Source organism: Patulibacter medicamentivorans (assembly GCF_000240225.1).
Classification (GTDB): Bacteria; Actinomycetota; Thermoleophilia; order Solirubrobacterales; family Solirubrobacteraceae; genus Patulibacter; species Patulibacter medicamentivorans.
The window spans coordinates 13,818-36,414 of sequence record NZ_AGUD01000003.1 but is presented as its reverse complement, the minus strand read 5'-3'; the positions used below and the strand labels follow the sequence as shown (position 1 = coordinate 36,414).

The window sequence follows — 22,597 nt, the reverse complement described above, 5'->3', positions numbered from 1 at the left end:
CCGTTCATGAAAAGCGATTGCTTCCGATCCTATCGATCATGTTAAGCGATAGACTTGACCCGTGTACGAGCTGCGCCACCTTGCCACGCTGATCGCCGTCGCAGATCACGGCACGTTCGGCCGGGCTGCGACGGCGCTCGGCTACGCGCAGTCGAGCGTGAGCCAGCAGATCGCCGCCCTCGAGCGGACCGCCGGTGGTCCGCTCTTCGATCGCCCCGGCGGTCCGCGACCGGTCCAGCTGACGCCGCTGGGCGTCGTCGTGCTCGACCACGGTCGCGAGCTGCTCGGCCGGGCACGGGCGATGACGGACGCCGTCGAGCGCTTCCGCGCCGGCGACGGACGGATCGACATCGGCACCTTCCAGACCGCGACCAACCTGCTCCTCCCGCCGCTGATCCGCGAGCTGCGCGACGCGCACCCCGGCTGCGACATCCGGCTGCTCGAGGAGGAGACCGACGTGCCGGATCTGAGCGAGCTGGACCTGATGTTCTTCGACGGCCCCGGCGACGACGACGTCGAGCGGCTCAAGCTGGCCGAGGATCCGCACGTCCTGGTCGCCCGGCCCGGGGACTTCGAGGCCGGGACGGTGCGCCTGCGGCAGCTCGACGGACTGCCGCTGGTGGCGCATCCGGCGATCTGCGATCAGGCCAGGGTCGAGGCGGCGCTCGACGCCGAGGGCATCCGCCCGCGCTTCGTCTTCCGCACGGTCGGCAACGAGGCGCTGCTGGCGATGGTCCGCGCCGGCCTCGGCGCCGCGGTCATGCCGCGCCTTGCCGTCACCGACGACCAGGATCTCAGCATCCACCCGCTCGAGCCCGGTCTGCCGGCGCGGGAGATCTACCTGCTGTGGCAGGCCGGCCGGACCCACTCGCCGCTGGCCGCGCACGCGATCGCGATCGCGCGACGGGGCGCGCTGACCGCCGCTCCCCGGCAGGCCACGTCGACCGCGTCGTCCTAGAGGAGGTCGACGAGGTCGAGGCCGGGACGCGCTCCCCTCCGCGGGCCGACATGCCGGGCATGCCAAGAGCGCATTACCACGCCCGAGCCGTTCGCCGGCACGATTGCCGCATGCCGACCGTCCTGATCGAGGTGCGCCGCCAGTACTCGCCGGCCGACGAGGTGGCCATGATCGACGCGGTCCACGACGCGCTCGTGGCCGCCTTCCGGATCCCGGCCGAGGACAAGCACGTGCGCCTCGTCGTCCACGAGCCGCACCGGTTCGCGTGCTCGCCGAACCAGGCGAACCCCGACGCCTACACGCTCGTGACCATCGACTGCTTCGCCGGACGCTCGCTCGAGGCCAAGCGGCAGCTCTACGCGGGGATCGTCGGCCGGCTGGCCGCCCTCGGCATCCCGCGCGGCGACGTGGCGATCACCCTCCGCGAGATCGCCACCGAGAACTGGGGCATCCGCGGCGGCCGCGCGGCGTGCGACGTCGACCTCGGGTTCGAGGTCGAGGTCTGACCGCGCCGCCGCCCGGACGGCCGAGGCCGAGGGCGACGAGTCGCTCAGTGCCAGTTGCTGATCTGGACGTCCTCGGGGTGCGGCGCGCCGGCGCCGGTCTCGACGAGCTGCTTCATGCTCATCAGGAAGGTCGCCCACTTGGTGCTGCAGTGGGACATGAAGTCGACCGGCTCGCGCCAGCCCTCGTGCTTGAACAGCACGATCGTGTAGCCGTCCTCCTGGGCGAGGTCGAAGCTGACGTGGGTGCCGATCCACTCCTCCGGCCCGTCGGTCACCTCCCACGCGACCCGCTCGTTCGGGCGCTGGTCGACGACCTTCATGTCGAACCCGCCGGCGTCGCCGAAGCGGAACCGGATCGTGCCGCCGGGCGCGGCGTCGCCGTGAGTGTCGGCGGTCCACCAGGCGGCCAGGCCGTCGACGGTGGTGAGCGCGTCGTAGACCTTGTCCGGCGTCGTCGTGGTCCCGATGCGATGGAGGATGTCAGGCATGGTCGCGTCCTTCGGTCTTGGGGAGTTGCGATTGCTGGATCGCCTCGGCGATCGTCTTGATGCGGCGCAGCCGGGCGTCCCAGGTCGCGCCGACGGCGGACAGCTGGGCGACCGCGCGGGCGAGCTGGGCGTCGTCGACGCGGTAGCGCCGCTCGCGCCCGACCGCCGTCGCGTGGACGAGCCCCGCGCGGCCGAGCACGTCGAGGTGCTTGGAGACGGCCTGACGAGTCACCGGCAGGTGGTCGCTGAGGCTCGTCGCGGTGCCGCCGCCGTCGACGAGCAGCTGGTCGAGCATGCGGCGGCGGGTCGGGTCGCCGACGGCCGACCAGAGGTCGTCGTCGATCACCACGGTCATGGCGCCGGCACCTCCCGGGCGGCGCGCTCGGCGATCCGCGGCAGGTAGAAGTCCCAGCCCCGGACGTGCTCCTGGTAGACCTCCTCGAGCTTCGCGATCTCCCACCCCCGCTCGCGGAACCCGGTCTCGGTCAGCCGCAGCACGGTGCCGGCACCGACCGGCGCCAGCTCGAAGGTCACGAGCAGCGAGTTCGAGGCCGTCGGCGGCTGTCCCGGGTCCTGCGTCCAGCGGAACGAGAAGCGGTGCGGCGGCTCGGCGTCGATCACGGTGATCGGGACCACGTTGGTCCTCTCCCCCGCCTCGTCCCGCCAGGTCAGCTCGCCGGTCGAGCCGGCCGTCGGCTCGAGCTCGGTCTCGGCGTTCCACCAGTCCCTGATGTGCTCCGGGCTGCTGATCACGTCGAACACGACCTCGGGCGAGGCGTCGATGTGCAGTTCCCGTTCGATGGTTCCGTGCTCCACGGCGATGCTCCTACGCGCAACGTTTGGTTGCACGTCAACCTAGCGGGCCCACCGCCAAGACGCAACCATTCGTTGCGCATCGGTCCCGCTCCCCCGCCCGCCCGCCCGCCCGCCACGACGCGGCCGGCGAGCGGCTCGCGGAACCGGTCGCGAAATGTCGTGGTGGGGGCCACGACGCCATCGGCGGCGCCGCGGCCTACGTTGGCCACGGCGGCGGAATCTTCACGCGGCGCCGGGTCACGTCGCGGTGTGATCGGAGCGACCCCTCACCCACGGCAGGAGCGGGACGATGCGCAAGCGGGATCTGAAGGACAGGCAGCGGCTGCAGGCAGCGGTCCGGCAGGTGGCCGACCAGTACCTGCCCGATCCGAACATCACGTCGGTCGGGGTCGGCTACAAGGTCGAGGGCGGCGAGCGGACCGACACCCTGGCGTTGCAGTTCACCGTCGGCGTCAAGCTCGCGCCGGAGGGCCTCGAGGCGGTCGCGACCCGGCCGATCCCGGCGTCGATCACCGCCAACGGCGTCACCTTCGCGACCGACGTGGTCGAGCGGACGTTCGAGCAGCACCCGGCCGCGGTGGCGCTCGAGGCCAAGGCCGAGCGCAAGGCGCGCGTCGACCCGCTGGTGCCCGGCGTCAGCGTGGCCAACGCCCGGGTCAGCGCCGGCACGCTGGGCTGCCTGGTGTCCGAGCCCGCCACCGGGGCGGTGCGGATCCTCTCCAACTGGCACGTCCTGCACGGCGACGCGGGGCGTATCGGCGATCCGATCGTCCAGCCGGGGCCCTACGACGACAACCGGATCGCCGCCAACGGCTGCGGCACGCTGATCCGGAGCTTCCTGGGGCTGGCCGGCGACTGCGCGATCGCCAGCGTCGAGCACCGCCGCGCCGACGAGCGGATCCTGGGCCTGGGCGTCGCGGTCCGCCGGATCGGGGAGCCGGAGCTGGGCGACGTGGTCGTCAAGTCCGGCCGGACGACCGACGTCACCTACGGCACGGTGACCCGGATCCACACGATCACGAAGCTCGTCTACGGGGCGCGGGGCGAGCAGCGGATCGGGGGCTTCGAGATCGGCGTCGATCCCGACCACGAGCCGCCGAACGGCGAGATCTCGATGGGCGGCGATTCCGGCTCGGCCTGGATGGCCGTCGACGACGCGGGCGCGGCGAGCGAGATGCTGCTCGGCCTGCACTTCGCCGGGGAGACCGTCGAACCGGCCGAGTACGCGGTCGCGTGCTACGCCTCGGCGGTCTTCGAGAAGCTCGAGATCGCCCCGATCGCGGCACCCGAGGGGGTCGCCGACGCCGAGCGGCGGCCGGTGGTCGATGCCGCCGCGGGCTACGACCCCGCTTTCCTGCCGGGCCACGCGGTCCCGCTCCCGAAGCCGACCGCGACGGTCAAGCGCGACTACGCCCCGACGACCTCCGGGTCCGTGGTTCGCGACTACACGCACTTCTCGCTGGCGATGAGCAAGAAGCGTCGCTTCTGCCGCTGGGTGGCGTGGAACATCGACGGCGCCCGGATGCAGCAGCTGTCCCGCAAGGATCAGAAGTTCGTGCTGGACCCGCAGTACGACGCCAAGCACCAGGTCGGCGACGAGCTGTACGCGGGCAACCGGCTCGACCGCGGCCACATCGCCCGTCGCGCCGACCTGCTGTGGGGCGACCGCGCCGCACAGGCGAACAGCGACTCGTTCTTCTTCACCAACATCACCCCGCAGCTGGACGACTTCAACCAGTCCTCCAAGCAGGGGCTGTGGGGCGAGCTCGAGAACGCGATCTTCGAGGACGTCGACGTCGACGACCTGCGCGTCAACGTGATCGGCGGGCCGATCTTCAAGCCCGACGACCTCCCCTACCGGGACGTGCTGGTCCCGCGCTCGTTCTGGAAGCTGATCGCCTACGTCGAGGACGGGACCCTGAAGGCGAAGGCGTTCCAGCTCACGCAGGACGACCTCGAGGCGAAGCTCGAGTCGCTCGGCCTGGAGCCGTTCAACCTCTACCAGGTGACCGTCGCCGACCTGGCGCGGCTGACCGGGCTCGACTTCGGCCCGCTGCGCCAGGCGGACACCATGCCGCCGGCCCCGGAGGACGTCGGAGGCCCGGCCGTGCGCCGGATCGACGCTCGGTCGCAGGTCGCGGCGGGCTGAGGCGCGCCACGGCCGTCGGGCTCAGCGAGCGACCGGCGCGCCTCGTCCCCCGCCCAGGAACTCGATCACGGCGGCGTTGAAGAGCTCGGCCTCCTCCCACTGCACCCAGTGCCCGGCGTTCGGCACCTCGAGCAGCCGGCAGTTCGGCATCGTCCTTGCCAGCGCCGAGCCGCCGCTGGGACGGTTCACCTTGTCCTCGGCGCCCCAGATCACGAGCGTCGGGGTCGCGAGCCGGGCCAGTCGCCGGTCGCGCGTGAAGTCCATGCGCCAGAGGGTGCGCAGCGCGAAGAGGCCGGACGGACGGCGCAACGGCGGACTGGCTACGACCTCGGGGTCGATGCTGGCCCGGTAGCGCTCGTCGATCACCGCATCGGACACGGCGGCACCGTCGTGGACCAGGTACTGGCGGATGAACGTCTCGAGCTTCTCGCGCGAGGGGCCGTCGCCGCCGTAGTAGCCGAACAGGTGGCTGAGGCCCTCCGTGGGCAGCGCGCGGGTGGTCCCGACGCCGCCGGGCCCCATCAGCACGAGCTTGGAGACGCGCTCCGGCGTGTCGAGGGCGAGGCGCAGCGCGCAGGCGCCCCCGTAGGAGTTGCCGACGAGGCTCGCCTGCTCGATGCCGAGGGCGTCGAGCAGGTCGCGGATCGCGTCGGCGAGATGGCCGAAGGGATCGGATCGGTCGACGCCCTTGGTCGAGCGGCCGTACCCGGGCAGGTCGGGCACGATGACCCGGAACCGCTCGGCCAGCGCGTCGACGTTGCGCGAGTAGTTCGACAGGCCGGACGCCCCGGGACCGCCGCCGTGCAGGAGCACGACGGGCGCGCCGCGGCCGGCCTCGGCGACGAAGATCTGCTCGCCGCCGGCGCTGACGGTTCGCTCGGACAGGGGCATGGTCGAGGTCATGGGGTGCTCCGGTGGATGGTGGTGGCGACGGCGATGTCGACGAGCAGGTCCTCCTGGCCGCCGACCAGGCCGCGCTCCCCCGCGTCGCGCAGCAGCTCGTGCGCCGGAACGCCGTACTCGGCGCCGATCCGGCGCGCGTGCGCGAGGAAGCTCGAGTAGACCCCCGACAACCCGAGCGTGACGGCGTCGCGGTCGACGACCGGCACCGCCGGCTGCAGCGGCGCGGCCACGTCCTCGGCCACGTCGAGCAGCGCGGCGACGTCGATCCCGGTCCGCAGCCCGGCGCGGTCGAGCAGCGCCACCACGACCTCGGTCTGGGCGTTGCCCGAGCCGGCGCCGAACGCCCGCAGCGATCCGTCGATCTGGACCGCCCCGGCGCGGACGGCGACCAGGCTGTTGGCCTCGCCCACCCCGAGGTTGCGGTGAGCGTGGAAGCCGACCTGGGCGTCGTCGCCGAGCTCCTGGACCACGGCAGTGACGCGCTCGGCGACCTCGTCGAGGACCATCGCGCCCGCGGAGTCCACGACGTAGACGCACTCGCAGCCGTCGTCCGCCATCACCCTCGCCTGGGCGGCCAGGGCGTCCGGCGTCAGCGTGTGGCTCATCATCAGGAAGCCGGCGGTCTCCATGCCGAGCTCGCGGGCGACCCGGAGGTGCTCGGCGGCGATGTCCGCCTCGCTCGCATGGGTGGCGACGCGCAGCAGTCCGACGCCGAGGTCGCGGGCCGCCCGGATGTCCCCGACGGTCCCGACGCCGGGCAGGATCAGGCTGGCGATCGTCGCCGCCCGCGCCGTCTCGACGGCGGCGGCGATCAGCTCCCGCTCGTCGACCAGGCTCCGCCCGTAGGTCAGCGTCGAGCCGCCGAGGCCGTCGCCGTGGGCCACCTCGATCACCGGCACGCCGGCGGCGTCCATGCCGGCCACCATCGCCCTGACCTGCTCGACGGTGAACCGGTGGGCGACCGCGTGCGACCCGTCGCGCAGCGAGCTGTCGGTGACGCGCACGTCGAGGTCGGCGGAGAACGTCATGCCCGCACCTCCAGGACCTTCCGCGCGATCCGCTCCCCGACCCGGGTCGCGGCGGCGGTCATGATGTCGAGGTTGCCGCTGTAGCGCTCGAGGAAGTCGCCGGCGCCCTCGACCTCGAGCAGGATCGTCACCCGGCCGTCCGCGAACTGCGGCGGCGCCGTCAGGCGGTAGCCCGGTACGTAGCGCGCGACCTCGCCGGCCATCTCGGCGATCGAGGCAGCGATCGCGTCGCGGTCGGCGTCGGGGTCGATCTCGCAGATCACCGTGTCCCGCATCAGGAGCGGCGGCTCGGCCGGGTTGAGGACGATGATCGCCCGCCCCTCCCCGGCGCCGCCGACCTCGCTGATCGCCCGCGACGTCGTCCGGGTGAACTCGTCGATGCTGGCGCGGGTGCCCGGTCCGGCGGAGCGCGACGCGATCGACGCCACGATCTCGGCGTAGCGCACCGGCGCCACCCGCGCCACGGCGTGGACCATCGGCACCGTCGCCTGGCCGCCGCAGGTGACCATGTTCACGTTCGGCTTGTCCAGGTGCTCGTCGAGGTTGACCGCCGGGACCACGAACGGGCCCACGGCCGCCGGGGTCAGGTCGATCGCGCGGATGCCGGCGGCGGCGTAGCGCGGCGCGGCGGCGGCATGGACCTTCGCCGCGGTCGCCTCGAAGACCAGGTCGGGAAGCTCGTCCTGCGCCAGCAGCCAGTCGATGCCCTCGGCGCTGGCGATCACGCCCAGGTCGCGAGCGCGAGCCAACCCGGGCGACCCGGGGTCCACGCCGATCATCCAGCGCGGCTCGACGTGCGCGGAGCGGCGGAGCTTGTGGAGCAGGTCGGTGCCGATGTTGCCCGACCCGACGATCGCCGCGGTCGCCCTCATGCGCCGTGCACCTCGACCGCGCCGAGCGGACCGAAGTCGGCGACCACGTGGTCGCCCCGCTCGAACGGCACCGCCGCGGTCAGCGAGCCCGGCATCAGCACCTGCCCGGCCGCGAGCGTCACGCCGTGGCCGGCGAGCGCGTTGGCCAGCCAGGCGACCGCCTCCGCGGGGTGACCGAGGACGGCGCTGCCGACGCCCCGCTGCAGCGACTCGCCGTTGACGCGCAGGTCGACCGCCGCGGCGGCCAGGTCGACGTCGCCCGGCGGCGTCCGGGTGGCGCCGAGCACGACGCGGGCGCAGCTGGCGTTGTCGGCGATCGTGTCGACGAGCGTGATCCGCCAGTCGCTGATCCGGCTGTCGATCACCTCGATCGACGGCACCACGTAGGCGGTGGCGGCGAGCACGTCCTGCGCCGTCACCGCCGCCCCGTCGGCCGTGGCCAGCGGCTCGGCCAGCACGAAGGCGATCTCCGGCTCGATGCGCGGGGCGATCAGGTCGGCCGCGGCGATCGACGCGCCGCCGTCGAGGACCCGGTCGGCGTACAGGCAGCCGTAGTCGGGCTCGTCGACCCCGAGCATCTCCTGCATCGCCCGCGAGGTCAGGCCGATCTTGTGGCCGACGATCGCGGCCGCCGGATCCTCGGCCCGCGCGCGGGCGTTGATCGCCTGGATCTCGTAGGCCTCCTCGACGGTCAGGTCCGGGTGGGTCGCCGACGGCGGAGCGATCGGATCGCGGTCGCCCTCGGCCCGCGCCAGCAGCTCGGCGATCGCGCGCAGGGTCGCGGGCTCGAGCCCGACCCGCTCCGACGCGCTCATCGGCCGGCCTCGGTGGCGGCGACCCCCGCGGCCGGCCGGCCGGCGGGATCGGCCTCCGGCAGGCACGGCGTCGTCGGGTCCATCGGCCCGCCCGATCCCGGCAGGAAGTCGGGGCCGACCCAGACCATGCCGGTCTCGATGTTCGTCTCGTCCCAGCGAACCGGCTCCCAGTCGGGGTCGAAGACGTGCATGCCGCCCGCGAACAGCTCGACCCGATGTCCCGATCCCGGGTCCTTGACGTAGAGGAAGAACGCCTGGCTGATCCCGTGCTTGCCCGGCGCGAGGTCGATCTGCACCTCGGCGTCGCGCATGATCTCGCCGGCCCGCAGCACGTCCGAGCGGTCCTGGTGGATGTAGGAGATGTGGTGCAGTCGGCCGTCGCGCAGCGAGGGCGGCGGGTCCATCGCGATCGCGATGTCGTGGATCTGCGACGTGACCGACATCCACGAGGCGAAGACGGGACCGTCGGTCGGCTGGACGTACTCGCGACGCAGGAAGCCGAGGCGGTCGGCGAGGAACGCCTCGCCGGCGGCCGGGTCGACGCACGCGATGTTGATGTGGTCCAGGTGCATCGGCGAGCTGCCGCGCAGGTACGCCTTGCCGCGCTGGTTCAGCAGGTGCGAGTCCTGCCGGCCCTTGGCCATCTCCCAGTAGACCTCCCACGGGTGGCCCTGCGGCGAGACGAAGCGGATCGCGTCGCCCTGGCCGAGCTCCGCGCCGGCGGCGACCTCGTCGACCGCGATCCCGTGGGCCCGCAGATCGACGGCGAGCGCATCGAGATGGGCGGCGCTCGAGGCGCGCAGCGCGAAGTGGTCGACGCCGGTCGGCCCCTCGCGCAGGACGAGCGAGTGGTGATCGACCTCGTTCCAGGCGCGCAGGTAGACCCGGCCGTCGTCCTCCCCCACGACGTCGAGGCCGACGAGGTCGCGGAAGAACCGCAGCGAGGCGTCGATGTCGGGGGTCGCCAGCTGGACGTGGCCCAGCTTGCAGACGGGAGCGGTGCGGTTCATCGGTCAGGCCTCCACGAGGTTGATGGGATCCCGGCCACCCACGACCGGCGGATCGACGGTCGGCGGCGCCACGTAGACGTCGGGCGGCGCCGGCCGGCCGAAGAGCGGGCCGAGGCGGGCCGCGAGCAGGCCGTCGCCGGCGATCTCGATCCGACGCGCCCGCAGCAGCTCGACCTGGTCGAGCTCGCCGGCCACCATCCGCAGGAAGTCGGCGAGCGCGATCCGGACGGTCAGCGCCGGGTCGGCGGCGGCCCCGCGACGCGCGAACGCGCGCTGGCCGGCCACCTTCAGCGTCCAGGTCGAGATCCGGCCGCCGGCGCGGCGGAGGTCGTACTGGATCTCGCCGACGAAGCCGTTGGCGACGCGCGGGACGTACCCCTTGGCCATCTGGCCGAAGATCGCCGCCAGGCCCGGGAGGTGGCCGATCGCGAGCTCGAGCCGACGATCGTCGAGACGCGCGGCCACGGCCGCCAGCAGCCGCTCGCCGGGACCGGCCTCCGCGACGACCGGCAGCGATCCGCCGGCTCCGCGCAGCTCGGCGGGCGGCGCGGCGAACGACTCGCCGGCCGCGGCGGCGGCGAAGACGGTCCGGTCGGGGCGCACGATCACCGCGTCGGTCGCGCCGAGGGCGTCGTCGAGCAGCGGGCCCTCGACGGCCAGATCGCGACCGAGGACCAGGACCCGGGCCAGGCCGTCCCAGGGTCCCGGCTGGCGCGGGCTGCGCGACAGGATCGACCACCCGCGGCCGAGCACGTCGTCGAGCGGGACGGGCGCCGCCCCGCCGCTCGGGGTGACGAGCGGCTGCGGCAGCCGCCTGCCGACGATCGGATGCGCATCGCGGCTGGCGCGGTCGACGAACCCGCGCCGGTCGTCGCTGTCGGGGAACCAGTCGCCGTCGCGGAGGTACGGGCCGATGCCCGGCGCCCGCATCGCGGCGGCGAACGCGAGGTTGCGGGCGACGGCGAGCGGTCGACGGCGCTCGGTGATGACCCGGCCGAAGAACACGGCCCGGGCCGTCACCGCCCGCACGTGGGGCTTGCGCTCCGGCTCGTAGCTGTCCAGCAGCGCGGGCAGCGCCTCGCCGCGGACGACCGCGGCCAGCTTCCAGCAGAGGTTGTGCGCGTCTCGTACGCCGGACGCCATCCCCTGCCCGATCCACGGTGGCATGCAGTGCGCGGCGTCGCCGAGCAGGAAGACCCGACCCGCGCGCCAGCGCTCCGCGAATCGGACGTGGTGCACGTAGACGGCGCGGCGCAGGATCGTGACGTGCTCCGGCGTGATGCCGTGGCGGTCCAGCAGGGTCCAGACGTAGGCCTCGCTGGAGACCTCGTCGCGGTCCTCGCCCGGCAGGACCGGGAACTCCCAGCGGTGGTGCCCCAGCGGCGTCGGGCAGTCGACCGCCGGGCGCTCGGGATCGCAGTGGAACCGCAGGCGGTCGACCTCGGGCCACTCCCGCTCGACCTTGGTGTCGATCACCACCCACGGGTCCTCGTACGTCGTCCCGTCGAACCCGATCTGCAGCTGCGTGCGGATCGGGCTCGCGCCGCCGTCGCAGGCGAGCAGGAACGAGGCGCGCACGACGCACCGCGACCGGTCGCGCAGGTCGGTGACGTCGAGCTCGACGCCGGCGGACGACTGGCGCACCGCGCCCGCTTCGCGCTCCAGCAGCACGGTCACGTTGGGGAACCGCTCGACGCCGGCGCGGATCGTCCGCTCGACCGCCGGCTGGTAGATGAACATCTGGGGCGGGTGGCCGTTCCCCCGCGACCGCAGGTTGAACGAGAGGAACGAGCGGCCGCGGCGGTCGACGAAGTCGATCGGTCGGTCGCCGAGCATCTCGGCCTTCAGCGCGTCCGCGAGACCGACGTGCTGCCAGCACCGCAGCACGTCCTCGTCGGTCGAGATCGCCCGCGCTCGCGGATAGGGCGACGGATCGCGCTCGACCACCACGACGTCGAGGCCGGCCTGCCCGAGCTCGTTCGCGGCGGTGGCCCCGACGGGGCCGTAGCCGACGATCACGACGTCGGCGCGGATCTCGCTGCTCCCGTTCTCCAACATTGGAGCGGACGCTACAGAACATGATTTGGAGTGTCAACTACAAAACCTTGCGCGTGCCCTACCCTGTGGCGATGGCCACGGACGTGACCCCGAACCGGCGCGGCGCCCGCTCGCGCGAGGCGGTGCTCGACGCCGCCGAGCAGCTGATGGCCGAGCACGGGTACGAGGCCGCGACGGTGTCGGCGCTCGTCAAGGCGTCGGGCATCCCCCTGAGCTCGATCTACCACTACTTCGGGTCGAAGAACGGCGTCCTGCTCGCCGTCATGGAGCGCGGCGCCGTCCGCTTCTTCGGCGACCTGGAACTGCCCCGAGAGCGCGTCGGCGGCGCCGAGGAGCACCTGGCGGCCTGCGTCAGGATCACCGCCGACGCCCTCGAGGAGCACCCCGACTTCCTCCGCCTGCTGATCGTGCTGGCGCTGCAGCCCCCGACCGGCGACGACCACGACGTCCGCACCGTCGTGGGCCGCGTACGGGACACCGCCCAGAGCAAGCTCGCCGCCCAGGCCGCCATCGCCTTCGGCATCGCCGCCGATGGCGCCGAGGCCGAGGAGCTCGCCCGGATCGCGCTGGCCTACTTCGACGGCGCGTTCATCGCCGCCCGGTCGGACGACGGCGTCGACCTCGGCCGACTCCTGGCCCACCTGCCCACCAGCCTGATCGCGGTCCACGCCCAGCCCGGTGTGGCACGATCTGGCCCGTGACCAGCAGCCCCGCCCCGGCCCCGCGCCTGAGCGACCTCGCGCGGCTGCGCCGCGTCCGCGATCGGATCGACCGGGAGTACGCGCAGCCGCTGGACGTCGAGGCGCTCGCCCGCGACGCCCACATGTCGGCCGGGCACCTGAGCCGCCAGTTCCGGCTCGCCTACGGCGAGTCGCCCTACAGCTACCTGATGACGCGCCGGATCGAGCGCGCGATGGCGCTGCTGCGGATCGGCGAGCTGAGCGTCACCGAGGTCTGCTTCGAGGTCGGCTGCTCGTCGCTGGGAACCTTCAGCACCCGCTTCAGCGAGCTGGTCGGGATGCCGCCCAGCGTCTACCGGCGCGAGGCGGCGGGCGCGGGATTCGAGCCCTATCCCGCCCTGGCGCCGTGCGTCGCCAAGCGGGTCACCAGACCGATCAGGAATCGAGAAGCGCCGGTCGCGGACCGCACCTAGGGTGAGCGCCATGGACATCACGATCTTCCAGGCCATGCTCCCCCACGACGACCCGCAGGCCTCGCTCGGCTTCTACCGCGACGCCCTCGGCTTCGAGCTCCGCAACGACGTCGAGTACGGCGGGATGCACTGGCTCACCCTCGGCCCCGCCAACCAGCCCGGGACGTCGATCGTCCTCTATCCGCCGCAGGCCTCGGGGCTGACCGACGACGAGCAGCGCACGGTCGCCGAGATGATGGCGAAGGGCACCTTCGCCAGCATCAACCTGGCGACCACCGACGTCGACGGCGCCTTCGAGCGGCTGCAGGCCAGCGACGCCGAGGTCGTCCAGGAACCGACCGACCAGCCGTACGGGGTCCGCGACTGCGCCTTCCGCGATCCCGCGGGCAACCTGATCCGGATCCAGCAGGCGCGCTGACCCGACCGCGAAGGCCGCCTCGGCCCGACCGATGGAGACCCGATGAGCACCGCCCCGACGACCGACCCCATGCCCCACGCCGCCGACAGCCACGACCTGATCCGGGTCCACGGCGCGCGCGAGAACAACCTCAAGGACGTCAGCGTCGAGCTGCCCAAGCGGCGGCTGACCGTCTTCACCGGCGTCTCGGGCTCGGGCAAGAGCTCGCTGGTGTTCAGCACGATCGCGGCCGAGTCGCAGCGGCTGATCAACGAGACCTACAGCGCCTTCGTGCAGGGCTTCATGCCATCGCTGGCACGGCCCGACGTCGACGTCCTCGAGGGGCTCACGACGGCGATCATCGTCGACCAGGAGCGGCTCGGGGCCAACCCGCGGTCGACGGTCGGCACGGTCACCGACGCGAACGCGATGCTGCGGGTGCTGTTCAGCCGGCTCGGCGACCCGCACATCGGCTCGTCGCAGGCGTTCGCGTTCAACGTGCCGACCCGCACGGCGAGCGGCGCGATGTCGGTCGACAAGGGCAAGGGCGAGCGGATCGTCGTCCGCAAGCGCGTCTACCTCGGCGGGATGTGCCCGCGCTGCGAGGGCATGGGCCGGATCTCCGACATCGACCTGTCGGCGCTCTACGACGACGCGAAGTCGCTCAACGAGGGCGCGCTCACGATCCCCGGCTACAGCATGGACGGCTGGCAGGGCCGCCTGTTCCGCGGGTCCGGGCTCGACGTCGACAAGCCGATCGGCAAGTACAGCGAGCGCGAGCGGGAGATCCTGCTCCACAGCGAGCCGATCAAGATCAAGGTCGAGGGCGTCAACCTCACCTACGAGGGGATCATCCCGAAGATCCAGAAGTCGATGCTGTCGAAGGACCGCGAGGCGCTGCAGCCGCACGTCCGCGCGTTCGTCGACCGGGCGGTCGCCTTCACCACCTGCCCCGACTGCGACGGCACCCGCCTCAGCGAGTCGGCGCGCTCGTCGAAGGTCGCGGGAATCAGCATCGCCGACTGCTGCGCGATGCAGATCAGCGACCTGGCCGCCTGGGTCCGCGGCCTGGACGAGCCGTCGGCCGCGCCGCTGCTCGGCGGCCTGCAGCACCTGCTCGACGCGTTCGCCGCGATCGGCCTGGGCTACCTGAGCCTCGACCGGCCCTCCGGCACGCTCTCCGGCGGCGAGGCCCAGCGGGTCAAGATGATCCGCCACCTCGGCTCGTCGCTGACCGACGCCACCTACGTCTTCGACGAGCCGACGATCGGACTCCACCCGCACGACATCCAGCGGATGAACGAACTGCTGGTGGAGCTGCGCGACAAGGGCAACACGGTGCTCGTCGTCGAGCACAAGCCGGAGGCGATCGCGATCGCCGACCACGTGGTCGACCTCGGCCCCGGCGCCGGGGCGGCCGGCGGCGAGGTGGTCTTCGAGGGCACGGTCGACGGGCTGCGCGCCAGCGGCACGCTGACCGGGCGCCACCTGGACGACCGCGCCTCGCTGAAGCCGCAGGTCCGGACCGCGGCCGAGGTGCTCGAGATCCGCGGCGCGAGCACGCACAACCTGCGGGACGTCGACGTCGACGTCCCGCTCGGCGTGCTGACGGTCGTCACCGGCGTGGCGGGCTCCGGCAAGAGCTCGCTGATCCACGGCGCCGTGTCGTCGCGCGAGGGCGTGGTGGCGGTCGACCAAGGCGCGATCAAGGGCTCGCGGCGCAGCAACCCCGCGACCTACACCGGCCTGCTCGATCCGATCCGCAAGGCGTTCGCCAAGGCCAACGGCGTCAAGCCGGCGCTCTTCAGCGCCAACTCCGAGGGTGCCTGCCCGACCTGCAAGGGCGCCGGCGTGATCATCACCGAGCTCGGCTTCATGGACACGGTCTCGACGCCGTGCGAGGACTGCGAGGGCAAGCGGTTCCAGGCCGAGGTGCTCGAGTACGAGCTCGGCGGCAAGGACATCGCCGAGGTGCTGGCGATGTCGGTCGACGACGCCGCCGCCTTCTTCGCCGACGGCGACGCCAAGCTGCCCGCCGCCCACAAGATCGTCAGCCGGCTGGCCGACGTCGGCCTCGGCTACGTCAGCCTGGGCCAGCCGCTGAACACGCTCTCGGGCGGGGAGCGCCAGCGCCTGAAGCTCGCGATCCACATGGCCGAGAAAGGCGGGATCTACGTCCTCGACGAGCCGACCACCGGCCTGCACCTGGCCGACGTCCAGCAGCTGCTCGCCCTGCTCGACGGGCTCGTCGACTCCGGCAAGTCGGTGATCGTGATCGAGCACCACCAAGCGGTCATGGCGCACGCCGACTGGATCATCGACCTGGGCCCGGGCGCCGGCCACGACGGCGGCCGGATCGTCTTCGAGGGCACCCCCGCCGAGCTGGTCGCCGGCCGCTCGACCCTCACCGGCGAGCACCTGGCGGCCTACGTCGGCGCCTGATCGCAACCGTGCGCGGCCGGCGCCGCCGGCGGCCGTGCCCGCAACCCGGACGCCTGGAGCAGATAGTTATATTGCTATAGTCATTGTATGGCTATATCGATCTCGGCCCCCACCGACCGGCGGGCCCGCACACAGCCCCGGGTCGTGCTGGCGATCTGCTGCCTGAGCCTGCTGATCGTGGGGATGGACGCCACCGCCGTCAACGTCGCCCTGCCGGCGATCCGGCAGGACCTCGACGCCTCGGTGTCCGGCCTGCAGTGGACGACGGCCGCCTACACCGTGTCGCTGGCGAGCCTGCTGATGCTGGGCGGCTCGACGGGCGACCGGCTGGGCCGCGCTCGCGTGTTCCAGCTCGGCCTGGCGCTGTTCACCGTCGCGTCGCTCGGCTGCAGCCTCGCGCCGGGGATCGAGTGGCTGATCGCCTTCCGCGTGCTGCAGGGCGTCGGCGGATCGATGCTCAACCCGGTGGCGATGTCGATCATCCGCAACACGTTCGAGGATCCGGCGGAGCGGGCCCGGGCGATCGGCGTCTGGGCCGCCGTCGTCGGCGTCAGCATGGCGCTGGGACCGGTCCTCGGCGGCGCGCTGGTCGAGTTGAGCTGGCGCGCCGTGTTCCTGGTCAACATCCCGATCGGCCTGGTCGCGATCGCACTGACCGCGCGCTTCGTGCCGGAGTCCCGCGCCCCGCGCCCGCGCCGCCCCGACCCGCTCGGCCAGCTGCTGGTGATCGTGATGCTGGCGACGGCGACCTCGGCGATCATCGAGGGCCCGGGCCTCGGTTGGGGCTCGCCGCCGATCGTCGCCCTCGCGGTCACGGCCGCTGTCGCACTTCTCGCGCTCGTGCGCCACGAGCTGCGGACGAGCGACCCGCTGATCGAGCTGCGGTTCTTCACCAGCCGGCCGTTCGCCGCATCGACCGTGATCGCCGTCGCGACGTTCATGGCCTTCGGCGGGTTCCTGTTCGTCAACACCCTCTACCTGCAGGAGGTCCGCGGCCTGTCGCCCGTCGGCGCCGGGCTCTGCACGCTGCCGATGGCGCTCATGACCGTGCTGGCGGGCCCGATCGCCGGCCGCGTGGTCGCGTCGCGCGGGGCGCGCGGCCCGCTGGTGGTCGGCGGCCTGGGACTGGGCGTCGGCAGCGTGATGCTCGTGTCGCTGGGCCCCGACACGTCGCTCGCCTGGCTGCTGCTCGCCTACTGCGCCTTCGGGCTAGGGTTCGGCGCCGTGAACCCGCCGATCACCAACACCGCGGTCTCGGGCATGCCGCCCAGCCAGGCCGGCGTCGCCGCCGCCGTCGCATCGACGAGCCGGCAGATCGGGCAGACCGTCGGCGTCGCGCTGGTCGGCGCCGTGGCCACCGCCGGGGTCGGCGACTCGCTGCACGCCGACCTGTCGCCGGCGAGCCACCCCGCGTGGTGGCTGATCGGCGCCCTCGGCGTCGCCGTCGTGGCGCTCGGCCTGGCCGCGAGCACCTCGGCGGCGCAGGCCAGCGCCACGCGCACCGCGCGTCGCCTGGCCGAGGCATCGGTGCGGGCATGAGCGACGACGCGACCGCCGACGCCGCGCGTCGCGCCTGGCGGGCGATGTCCGACCTGGTGCTCGACGCCGACCGCAGGACCGCCGTGACCGAGGCGCTCGGCCTGAGCTTCGCGCGCACCCGGGCACTGCGCCGGCTCGTCGACCAGCCGCTGACGCTCCGCGAGCTGGCGGCGCGACTCGGGGCCGACCCCCCGTACGCGACGCTGATCGTCGACGACCTCCAGGAGCGAGGACTGGTCCAGCGGACCCCGCACCCCGACGACCGGCGGGCGAAGCTGGTGCAGCTGACGGCGGCCGGCCGCGCCGCCGCCGTGCGCGCCAGGGAGATCCTCGACCAGCCGCCGCCGGCGCTGCGGGCGCTCCCGCCCGACGAGGTCGCGAGCCTGCTGCGCGTGCTCGAGCGCCTCCAGCAGCTCGCCGCCGACGGCGGCGACTAGCGAGCGCTCGTGCGCTCCGCCTCCGGGGCGAACGCGCCGGCCGGAGGATGGACGTGCTCGTGGTGGTGGCGCATCGACGCCAGCAGGTCGGGCAGGTGGTGGTCGTGCAGGCGGTAGAACGCCTGGCGCCCGCTGCGCCGGACCGCGACCAGCCGCGCCTGGCGCAGCACCCGCAGCTGGTGCGAGGCGGCGCTCGGCGTGAGTTCGCTCCGCTGGGCCAGCTCCTCGACCGGCAGCTCGCCGTCCAGGAGCGCCCACAGCAGCCGCAGCCGGCTGGCGGTCGCGAACGCCTGCAGGCCCTCGGCCAGGGCCGCGGCCTCGACGCCGCTGAGGGGTCGGCCGGCCGGTTCGTGCTCGGAGGGGTGCGGCACGCCCCGATCATAGGCACCCCGGCGTCCGTGGCGAGCAGGATCGCCGGCACGGCGCGGCCATCGCGTCCGCCAGCCGACGTATGCATATATGAGCGATTGTGCATATATTGGGAGGGTGGGCCCCGCCTCCCGCCGCCGATCGCCCGATGCTCGCGCCGCTGCGCCACCCCGTCTACCGCCGCCTGTTCACCGCCCAGGTGATCGCGCTGCTGGGCACCGGCCTGACCTCGGTCGCGCTGGCGCTGCTGGCCTACGACCTGGCCGGGGCCGACGCCGGCACCGTGCTCGGGATCGCGCTGGGGCTCAAGATGGTGGCCTACGTCGTGATCGCGCCGCTGACGACCGGCCTGCTGGCGGGCGTCGACCGCCGGCGGCTGCTGGTCGGCCTGGACCTCTCCCGCGCCCTCGCCGCCCTGGCGATGCCGTTCGTCACCGCCGTCTGGCAGGTCTACGTCCTGATCTTCCTGCTGAACGCCTGCTCGGCCGGATTCACCCCGACGTTCCAGGCCACGATCCCCGACGTGCTCGAGGACGACCGGTCCTACACCAGCGCGCTGTCGCTGTCGCGCCTGGCCTACGAGCTGGAGAGCCTCGCCAGCCCCGCGCTGGCGGCCGCCGCCCTGCTGCTGGTCGGCTACCACGAGCTGTTCGCCGCCAACGGCGTGGCGTTCCTCTGCTCCGCCCTCCTGGTCCGCTCGATCCGCCTGCCCGCCGCGACCGCCACCGCGCGAGCCGGCGTCGGGTCGTGGTGGGCGCGCGTCAGCCTCGGGACCCGTCGCTACCTGGCCGTGCCGCGCCTGCGCGGCCTGCTGGCCCTCAACGTCGGGGTCGCGGCCGCCTCGGCGATGGTGATCGTCAACACGGTGCTGCTCGTCCACGACGAGCTCGGCCGCGGCGGCGACGCCACCGTCGCGATCGCGCTCGGAGCGGCCGGGCTCGGGGCGATGCTCGCGGCCGTCGCCCTCCCCCGGCTGCTGCGCGCCTTCGGCGACCGCTCGCTGATGCTGGCCGGCGGCGCGCTGCTCGTCGCCGGCCTGGTCGCGACCGCCGCGGTCTCGAGCTACGCGATGCTGCTGGTCGTCTGGGCGCTGCTCGGCGTCGGGCTGGCGCTGGCGCAGACCCCCGCGGGACGGCTGGTGCAGCAGTCCGCCCAGGCCGACGACGGGCCGGCCCTGTTCGCCGCCCAGTTCTCGCTCTCCCACGCCTGCTGGCTCGTGACGTATCCGGTCGCCGGCGCCCTCGGCGCGCTGATCGGCCTCTCGCAGGTCGCGATCGTGCTGGCCGCGATCGCCGGGATCTCGGTCGTCGCCGCCGCCTGGCTCTGGCGCCCGACGCCGACCGTCGCCGGCGACGCCAGCCTGCACCCCGCCTGACCGCGGCGGCCGGCGGCGGTCAGGCGGCGAACGGCCGCAGCGCCGCCGTCGGCGGACGGCGCTCCGGCTCCGGGGTCGCGAACGCGCCGCGGCGGGCGGCTCGCACCCCGTTGCCGATCACGACCACCTCGGCGAGCTCGTGGATCGCGACGACCGCCGCCAGGCCGAGCAGGCCGGTCGCGGCGAGCGGGATCAGCGCCACGATGATGGCGCCGGAGAGCAGCAGGTTCTGGCGCATGATCCGGTCGGCGCGGCGGGCGTGGACGATCGCGCGGGGCAGCGTCCGGAGGTCCTCGCCCATCAACGCGACGTCGGCGCTCTCGATCGCGACGTCGGTGCCCATCGCCCCCATCGCGATCCCGACCCGGGCGCTCGCCAGCGCGGGAGCGTCGTTGATGCCGTCACCGACCATCGCGACCGGCTGCTCCCGCTGCAGGCGCTCGACGACGTCGACCTTGCCCTCGGGGCGCAGCTGCGCGTGGACCCGATCGATCCCGGCCTCGCCGGCGAGCGCGTTGGCGGTCCGCTCGTTGTCGCCGGAGACCATCGCGACCGCGGCGATCCCGATGCCGTGGAGCTGGCGCACCGCTTCGGCGGCCTCCGGACGCAGCTCGTCGCGGACGGCGATCGCGCCGACCGTCCGCCCGTCGCGCGCCAGCAGCACCACGGTCGCGCCGGCGCGCTCGAGCTGCAGCACCCGCTCGGACCACCGCCCGGGATCGACGAAGCCGGGACGGCCGAGCCGCACCGGGACGCCGTCGACCCGACCGGAGATGCCGTCGCCGGGATGGGCCTGCACGTCCGACGCCGCCGGCACGCCGGGGCTCGAGGCGAGGATCGCGCGCGCCAACGGGTGCTCGCTGCGCGCCTCCAGCGCGCCGGCCAGGGCCAGGACCTCGCCGCGCGCGTAGCGCTCATCGTGCAGCACCTCGACCACCTGCGGGTCGTTGCGGGTCAGGGTGCCGGTCTTGTCGAAGGCGACCGCGCGCACGCTGGCGAGCGCCTCGAGCGCCGCGCCGCCCTTGATCAGCACGCCGGAGCGGGTGGCGGCGCCGATGGCGGCCACCACCGTCACCGGCACCGAGATCGCGAACGCACAGGGGGCAGCCGCGACGAGCACGACGAGCGAGCGGCCGATCCACTCGCCCGGGTCCCCGCTGGCGAGGCTGCCGATCACCGCGATCAGGGTCGCGGCGATCAGCACGCCGGGGACCAGCGGACGGGCGATCCGCGACGCGATCCGCTGCCCGCGGCCCTTGCGCTCCTGCGCCTCCTCCACGATCCGCACGATCCGCGCCAGCGAGCTCTCGCCGGTGCGGGCGGTGACCTGGACCTCGAGCGCGCCGCCGCCGTTGATCGCGGCGGCGAGCACCTCCTCGCCGGGGCCGCGCTCGACCGGCACCGATTCCCCGGTGATCGCCGAGAAGTCCAGCGCCGAGCGCCCGGCCCGGATCGTCCCGTCGGTGGCCAGCCGCTCGCCCGGACGGACCACCATCACCTCGCCCGGCCGCAGCGCCGCCGGGTCGACCTCGACCTCACGGCCGCCGCGCAGCACGCGCGCCCGGTCGGGCACGAGATCCAGCAGCGCCCGCAGCCCGCGACGGGTCCGCGTCAGCGCATAGCTCTCCAGCGCCTCGCTGACCGAGAACAGGAACGCCAGCGTGGCGGCCTCGGCCACCTCGCCGAGCAGGATCGCGCCGATCGCCGCGATCGTCATCAGCGTCGCGACCGACAGCCGCCCCCGCCACAGGGCGCGCAGCGACTGCGGGATGAACGTCAGGCCACCCGCCGCGATCGCCGTCGCCTCGGCCACGCGCGCCGGGATCGACAGGTCCGCCAGCGAGAGCCCGAGACCGACGGCCAGGGCGGCGCCGGCGATCGCGGCGAGCTGGATCTCGCGGACGTCGCGCAGCCGCTGCGGCGTTTCGTCGACCTCGCGGATCTCGCATCCGCAGTCGTCGTAGCTCGCGCTCGGGCCGCAGCACTCCTCGCTCATGCCACCGCCCCGGCCAGCGTGGCCTCGACGGCATCGACCAGGACCGCCCCGCTCGGGGTCAGCGAGTACATGACCATCCTGCCGTCGCGGCGGCTCGTCACCAGACCGGCGACGCGCAGCCTCCGCACGTGGTGGGAGACGAGCTTCTCCGGTCGCTCGACGACCCACGACAGGTCGCAGACGCAGAGCTCCCCTCCGTCGCGCAGCGCTCGCCCGATCGCCACCCGGGTCGGATCGCCGAGGGCTGCGGCGCGCTCCGCCGCCGCCGCGGCCGCGCCGGCCTCCAGGCGCGCGCGCCGCAGCACCTCGGCCCGCTCCAGGTCGAGGCACAGCAGGTCGCAGTGGTCGTCCGCCATACGCACATCCTAACGAACGTACGAACATCGGAGTGCGACGGGCGACCCGCCGGGCCGGCCCGGCGGGTCGCCCGTCACCGGGCTCTACGGCTGCCGCGGCTCGAAGCCGTCGTAGCCGAGCGTCACGAGTCCCAGGTCGCCGCCGAACGTCCGCTGCCCGGCGTGGCGGATCGCGTCCGCCTGCTGGGCCCGCGACGTCGCGGAGCTGGTCGCCCACTGGACGGTCTGGATCACGGTCACGGTGTTCAGGCGCTCGGTCGCGATCTGACGGCCGCGGGCGCTCATCCGCCGCATCCTGCGGTCTCCGCGCAGCTTCCGGCGGAGGTCCTGCTCGATCATCTGGGCGCCGATGCGCTCCCTGCCGGACAGCTCCTCGAGCCCGTTGGCGATCATGTAGGACGAGACGGTGAACGCCGCCAGCGCGTCGGCGTAGTCGGTGTCCGACCAGCCCAGCGGCTTGACCAGGCGCCGGAACGCCGCGCGGAAGGTGCCCTTGTCGGCCTCCTTCAGGAACCGCCGCCGGTTGAAGTTCTTGCTGCCCAGCCGCTTGACGAACAGCGCCGCCATCTGGCGGTTGACCGTCCGCGAGAGCTTCGGCGAGCGCCGGTAGCCGACGATCCGGTCGATCTTCGCCGGGCTGCTGGACCCCGACGAGGAGCCGGACGAGGACCCCGACGTCGTCTGGCTGAGCGGCGGGTAGTAGGCGGGCGGCGGGTCGTACGAGGGTGCCGGCGGCGGGTAGTAGTAGCTGGTCGGGATCGACTCCATCGTCGTCGGGTTGTAGATGTCGGCCTGCGCCGCCGCCGGCACCGCGGCCGTCGCCAGCATCAGCGTTCCGATCACGATCGTCGCTCGTCGCATGGCGCCACTCTAGGCACGTCGACGCTCGGCGTCCTCCTCCGTCCGGGGGATCGCGACCACACCGGCTAC

23 protein-coding genes are annotated in these 22,597 nt (G+C 73.4%); 10 read left to right on the top strand and 13 right to left on the bottom strand.

Annotated elements, in window-relative coordinates:
• Positions 1 to 61 precede the first annotated feature (61 nt).
• Both PAI11_RS00225 and PAI11_RS00220 read left to right on the top strand, forming a co-directional pair.
• Complete coding sequence (locus PAI11_RS00225) at positions 62 to 958, top strand: LysR family transcriptional regulator (protein ID WP_007569596.1); 897 nt, start codon at positions 62 to 64, stop codon at positions 956 to 958.
• A gap of 110 nt (positions 959 to 1,068) precedes the next feature.
• Positions 1,069 to 1,464: a tautomerase family protein gene (locus PAI11_RS00220; protein ID WP_007569594.1), complete on the top strand. Its 396-nt coding sequence runs from the start codon at positions 1,069 to 1,071 to the stop codon at positions 1,462 to 1,464.
• Positions 1,465 to 1,508: 44 nt separating this feature from the next.
• Here PAI11_RS00220 and PAI11_RS00215 read toward each other — a convergent pair whose 3' ends face one another.
• Genes PAI11_RS00215 through PAI11_RS00205 form a run of 3 tightly spaced genes read right to left on the bottom strand, consistent with a single transcriptional unit; the run spans position 1,509 to position 2,768 of the window.
• Positions 1,509 to 1,952 (bottom strand): SRPBCC family protein, encoded by a 444-nt coding sequence (locus tag PAI11_RS00215; protein ID WP_007569592.1) that lies wholly within the window; start codon positions 1,950 to 1,952, stop codon positions 1,509 to 1,511.
• Positions 1,945 to 2,307 carry an ArsR/SmtB family transcription factor gene (locus tag PAI11_RS00210; RefSeq protein WP_007569590.1) on the bottom strand — a complete coding sequence of 121 codons (363 nt, stop codon included), beginning with the start codon at positions 2,305 to 2,307 and terminating at the stop codon, positions 1,945 to 1,947. The genes PAI11_RS00215 and PAI11_RS00210 overlap by 8 nt, the downstream gene beginning before the upstream one ends.
• Positions 2,304 to 2,768, bottom strand: coding sequence for an SRPBCC domain-containing protein (locus PAI11_RS00205; RefSeq protein WP_007569588.1), 465 nt, complete (start codon positions 2,766 to 2,768; stop codon positions 2,304 to 2,306). The genes PAI11_RS00210 and PAI11_RS00205 overlap by 4 nt, the downstream gene beginning before the upstream one ends.
• Before the next feature lie 289 nt (positions 2,769 to 3,057).
• Here PAI11_RS00205 and PAI11_RS00200 point away from each other — a divergent pair, with 289 nt between their 5' ends.
• Positions 3,058 to 4,917, top strand: a complete 1,860-nt coding sequence (locus PAI11_RS00200) for a DNA/RNA non-specific endonuclease (protein ID WP_007569586.1) — start codon at positions 3,058 to 3,060, stop codon at positions 4,915 to 4,917.
• Positions 4,918 to 4,938: 21 nt separating this feature from the next.
• On the opposite strand, the gene PAI11_RS00195 is transcribed toward PAI11_RS00200, so the two are convergent.
• From PAI11_RS00195 to PAI11_RS00170, 6 genes are read right to left on the bottom strand one after another with little or no spacing between them, the layout of a single operon-like run.
• Entirely contained in the window at positions 4,939 to 5,820 is an 882-nt protein-coding gene (locus PAI11_RS00195; protein ID WP_007569583.1) for an alpha/beta fold hydrolase, read from the bottom strand.
• A complete protein-coding gene (dmpG, locus tag PAI11_RS00190; RefSeq protein WP_007569581.1) occupies positions 5,817 to 6,848 on the bottom strand; it encodes a 4-hydroxy-2-oxovalerate aldolase in 1,032 nt (343 codons plus the stop codon). Before dmpG ends, PAI11_RS00195 begins: the two co-directional genes overlap by 4 nt.
• On the bottom strand, positions 6,845 to 7,720 hold the full coding sequence (locus PAI11_RS00185; protein ID WP_007569579.1) for an acetaldehyde dehydrogenase (acetylating): 876 nt from the start codon (positions 7,718 to 7,720) through the stop codon (positions 6,845 to 6,847). Before PAI11_RS00185 ends, dmpG begins: the two co-directional genes overlap by 4 nt.
• Complete coding sequence (locus tag PAI11_RS00180; RefSeq protein WP_007569577.1) at positions 7,717 to 8,535, bottom strand: 2-keto-4-pentenoate hydratase; 819 nt, start codon at positions 8,533 to 8,535, stop codon at positions 7,717 to 7,719. Before PAI11_RS00180 ends, PAI11_RS00185 begins: the two co-directional genes overlap by 4 nt.
• Positions 8,532 to 9,545: a VOC family protein gene (locus tag PAI11_RS00175; protein WP_007569576.1), complete on the bottom strand. Its 1,014-nt coding sequence runs from the start codon at positions 9,543 to 9,545 to the stop codon at positions 8,532 to 8,534. The genes PAI11_RS00180 and PAI11_RS00175 overlap by 4 nt, the downstream gene beginning before the upstream one ends.
• 3 nt (positions 9,546 to 9,548) lie before the next feature.
• Positions 9,549 to 11,603 (bottom strand): bifunctional 3-(3-hydroxy-phenyl)propionate/3-hydroxycinnamic acid hydroxylase, encoded by a 2,055-nt coding sequence (locus PAI11_RS00170; RefSeq protein ID WP_007569575.1) that lies wholly within the window; start codon positions 11,601 to 11,603, stop codon positions 9,549 to 9,551.
• 71 nt (positions 11,604 to 11,674) lie between these two features.
• On the opposite strand from PAI11_RS00170, the gene PAI11_RS00165 reads away from it, so the two are divergent.
• The 6 genes from PAI11_RS00165 to PAI11_RS00140 all read left to right on the top strand — a co-directional run bounded on the left by PAI11_RS00165 (position 11,675) and on the right by PAI11_RS00140 (position 17,571).
• On the top strand, positions 11,675 to 12,304 hold the full coding sequence (locus PAI11_RS00165; RefSeq protein WP_007569574.1) for a TetR/AcrR family transcriptional regulator: 630 nt from the start codon (positions 11,675 to 11,677) through the stop codon (positions 12,302 to 12,304).
• The gene (locus PAI11_RS00160; RefSeq protein WP_007569572.1) at positions 12,301 to 12,756 is read left to right on the top strand and encodes a helix-turn-helix transcriptional regulator; all 456 of its coding nucleotides are present in this window, start codon (positions 12,301 to 12,303) and stop codon (positions 12,754 to 12,756) included. Before PAI11_RS00165 ends, PAI11_RS00160 begins: the two co-directional genes overlap by 4 nt.
• A gap of 10 nt (positions 12,757 to 12,766) precedes the next feature.
• Positions 12,767 to 13,174, top strand: coding sequence for a VOC family protein (locus PAI11_RS00155; protein WP_007569571.1), 408 nt, complete (start codon positions 12,767 to 12,769; stop codon positions 13,172 to 13,174).
• Positions 13,175 to 13,216: 42 nt separating this feature from the next.
• Positions 13,217 to 15,595, top strand: a complete 2,379-nt coding sequence (locus tag PAI11_RS00150) for an ATP-binding cassette domain-containing protein (RefSeq protein WP_040597357.1) — start codon at positions 13,217 to 13,219, stop codon at positions 15,593 to 15,595.
• Positions 15,596 to 15,682: 87 nt separating this feature from the next.
• A complete protein-coding gene (locus PAI11_RS00145) occupies positions 15,683 to 17,134 on the top strand; it encodes an MFS transporter (protein WP_050897038.1) in 1,452 nt (483 codons plus the stop codon).
• Positions 17,131 to 17,571, top strand: coding sequence for a MarR family winged helix-turn-helix transcriptional regulator (locus tag PAI11_RS00140; protein ID WP_007569568.1), 441 nt, complete (start codon positions 17,131 to 17,133; stop codon positions 17,569 to 17,571). Before PAI11_RS00145 ends, PAI11_RS00140 begins: the two co-directional genes overlap by 4 nt.
• Here PAI11_RS00140 and PAI11_RS00135 read toward each other — a convergent pair.
• Positions 17,568 to 17,942, bottom strand: coding sequence for an ArsR/SmtB family transcription factor (locus PAI11_RS00135; protein WP_007569567.1), 375 nt, complete (start codon positions 17,940 to 17,942; stop codon positions 17,568 to 17,570). The two genes, PAI11_RS00140 and PAI11_RS00135, sit on opposite strands and share 4 nt — an antisense overlap.
• 146 nt (positions 17,943 to 18,088) lie before the next feature.
• Here PAI11_RS00135 and PAI11_RS00130 point away from each other — a divergent pair, with 146 nt between their 5' ends.
• Positions 18,089 to 19,315, top strand: coding sequence for an MFS transporter (locus PAI11_RS00130; protein ID WP_007569566.1), 1,227 nt, complete (start codon positions 18,089 to 18,091; stop codon positions 19,313 to 19,315).
• A gap of 19 nt (positions 19,316 to 19,334) precedes the next feature.
• On the opposite strand, the gene PAI11_RS00125 is transcribed toward PAI11_RS00130, so the two are convergent.
• From PAI11_RS00125 to PAI11_RS00115, 3 genes are all read right to left on the bottom strand, one after another.
• Positions 19,335 to 21,311, bottom strand: a complete 1,977-nt coding sequence (locus tag PAI11_RS00125; protein ID WP_007569564.1) for a heavy metal translocating P-type ATPase — start codon at positions 21,309 to 21,311, stop codon at positions 19,335 to 19,337.
• The gene (locus PAI11_RS00120; protein ID WP_007569563.1) at positions 21,308 to 21,667 is read right to left on the bottom strand and encodes an ArsR/SmtB family transcription factor; all 360 of its coding nucleotides are present in this window, start codon (positions 21,665 to 21,667) and stop codon (positions 21,308 to 21,310) included. The genes PAI11_RS00125 and PAI11_RS00120 overlap by 4 nt, the downstream gene beginning before the upstream one ends.
• A gap of 84 nt (positions 21,668 to 21,751) precedes the next feature.
• Positions 21,752 to 22,528 carry a DUF6683 family protein gene (locus PAI11_RS00115; RefSeq protein ID WP_007569561.1) on the bottom strand — a complete coding sequence of 259 codons (777 nt, stop codon included), beginning with the start codon at positions 22,526 to 22,528 and terminating at the stop codon, positions 21,752 to 21,754.
• Between the last annotated feature and the right edge of the window lie 69 nt (positions 22,529 to 22,597).

Coding starts and splice junctions, on each gene's coding strand:
- PAI11_RS00175 (WP_007569576.1), bottom strand. CDS start 9,545: ATGAACCGCACCGCTCCCGTCTGCAAGCTGGGCCACGTCCAGCTGGCG.
- PAI11_RS00120 (WP_007569563.1), bottom strand. CDS start 21,667: ATGGCGGACGACCACTGCGACCTGCTGTGCCTCGACCTGGAGCGGGCC.
- PAI11_RS00155 (WP_007569571.1), top strand. CDS start 12,767: ATGGACATCACGATCTTCCAGGCCATGCTCCCCCACGACGACCCGCAG.
- PAI11_RS00180 (WP_007569577.1), bottom strand. CDS start 8,535: ATGAGCGCGTCGGAGCGGGTCGGGCTCGAGCCCGCGACCCTGCGCGCG.
- PAI11_RS00130 (WP_007569566.1), top strand. CDS start 18,089: ATGCTCGCGCCGCTGCGCCACCCCGTCTACCGCCGCCTGTTCACCGCC.
- PAI11_RS00195 (WP_007569583.1), bottom strand. CDS start 5,820: ATGACCTCGACCATGCCCCTGTCCGAGCGAACCGTCAGCGCCGGCGGC.
- PAI11_RS00220 (WP_007569594.1), top strand. CDS start 1,069: ATGCCGACCGTCCTGATCGAGGTGCGCCGCCAGTACTCGCCGGCCGAC.
- dmpG (WP_007569581.1), bottom strand. CDS start 6,848: ATGACGTTCTCCGCCGACCTCGACGTGCGCGTCACCGACAGCTCGCTG.
- PAI11_RS00150 (WP_040597357.1), top strand. CDS start 13,217: ATGAGCACCGCCCCGACGACCGACCCCATGCCCCACGCCGCCGACAGC.
- PAI11_RS00200 (WP_007569586.1), top strand. CDS start 3,058: ATGCGCAAGCGGGATCTGAAGGACAGGCAGCGGCTGCAGGCAGCGGTC.
- PAI11_RS00170 (WP_007569575.1), bottom strand. CDS start 11,603: ATGTTGGAGAACGGGAGCAGCGAGATCCGCGCCGACGTCGTGATCGTC.
- PAI11_RS00125 (WP_007569564.1), bottom strand. CDS start 21,311: ATGAGCGAGGAGTGCTGCGGCCCGAGCGCGAGCTACGACGACTGCGGA.
- PAI11_RS00115 (WP_007569561.1), bottom strand. CDS start 22,528: ATGCGACGAGCGACGATCGTGATCGGAACGCTGATGCTGGCGACGGCC.
- PAI11_RS00185 (WP_007569579.1), bottom strand. CDS start 7,720: ATGAGGGCGACCGCGGCGATCGTCGGGTCGGGCAACATCGGCACCGAC.
- PAI11_RS00215 (WP_007569592.1), bottom strand. CDS start 1,952: ATGCCTGACATCCTCCATCGCATCGGGACCACGACGACGCCGGACAAG.
- PAI11_RS00165 (WP_007569574.1), top strand. CDS start 11,675: ATGGCCACGGACGTGACCCCGAACCGGCGCGGCGCCCGCTCGCGCGAG.
- PAI11_RS00210 (WP_007569590.1), bottom strand. CDS start 2,307: ATGACCGTGGTGATCGACGACGACCTCTGGTCGGCCGTCGGCGACCCG.
- PAI11_RS00145 (WP_050897038.1), top strand. CDS start 15,683: ATGGCTATATCGATCTCGGCCCCCACCGACCGGCGGGCCCGCACACAG.
- PAI11_RS00140 (WP_007569568.1), top strand. CDS start 17,131: ATGAGCGACGACGCGACCGCCGACGCCGCGCGTCGCGCCTGGCGGGCG.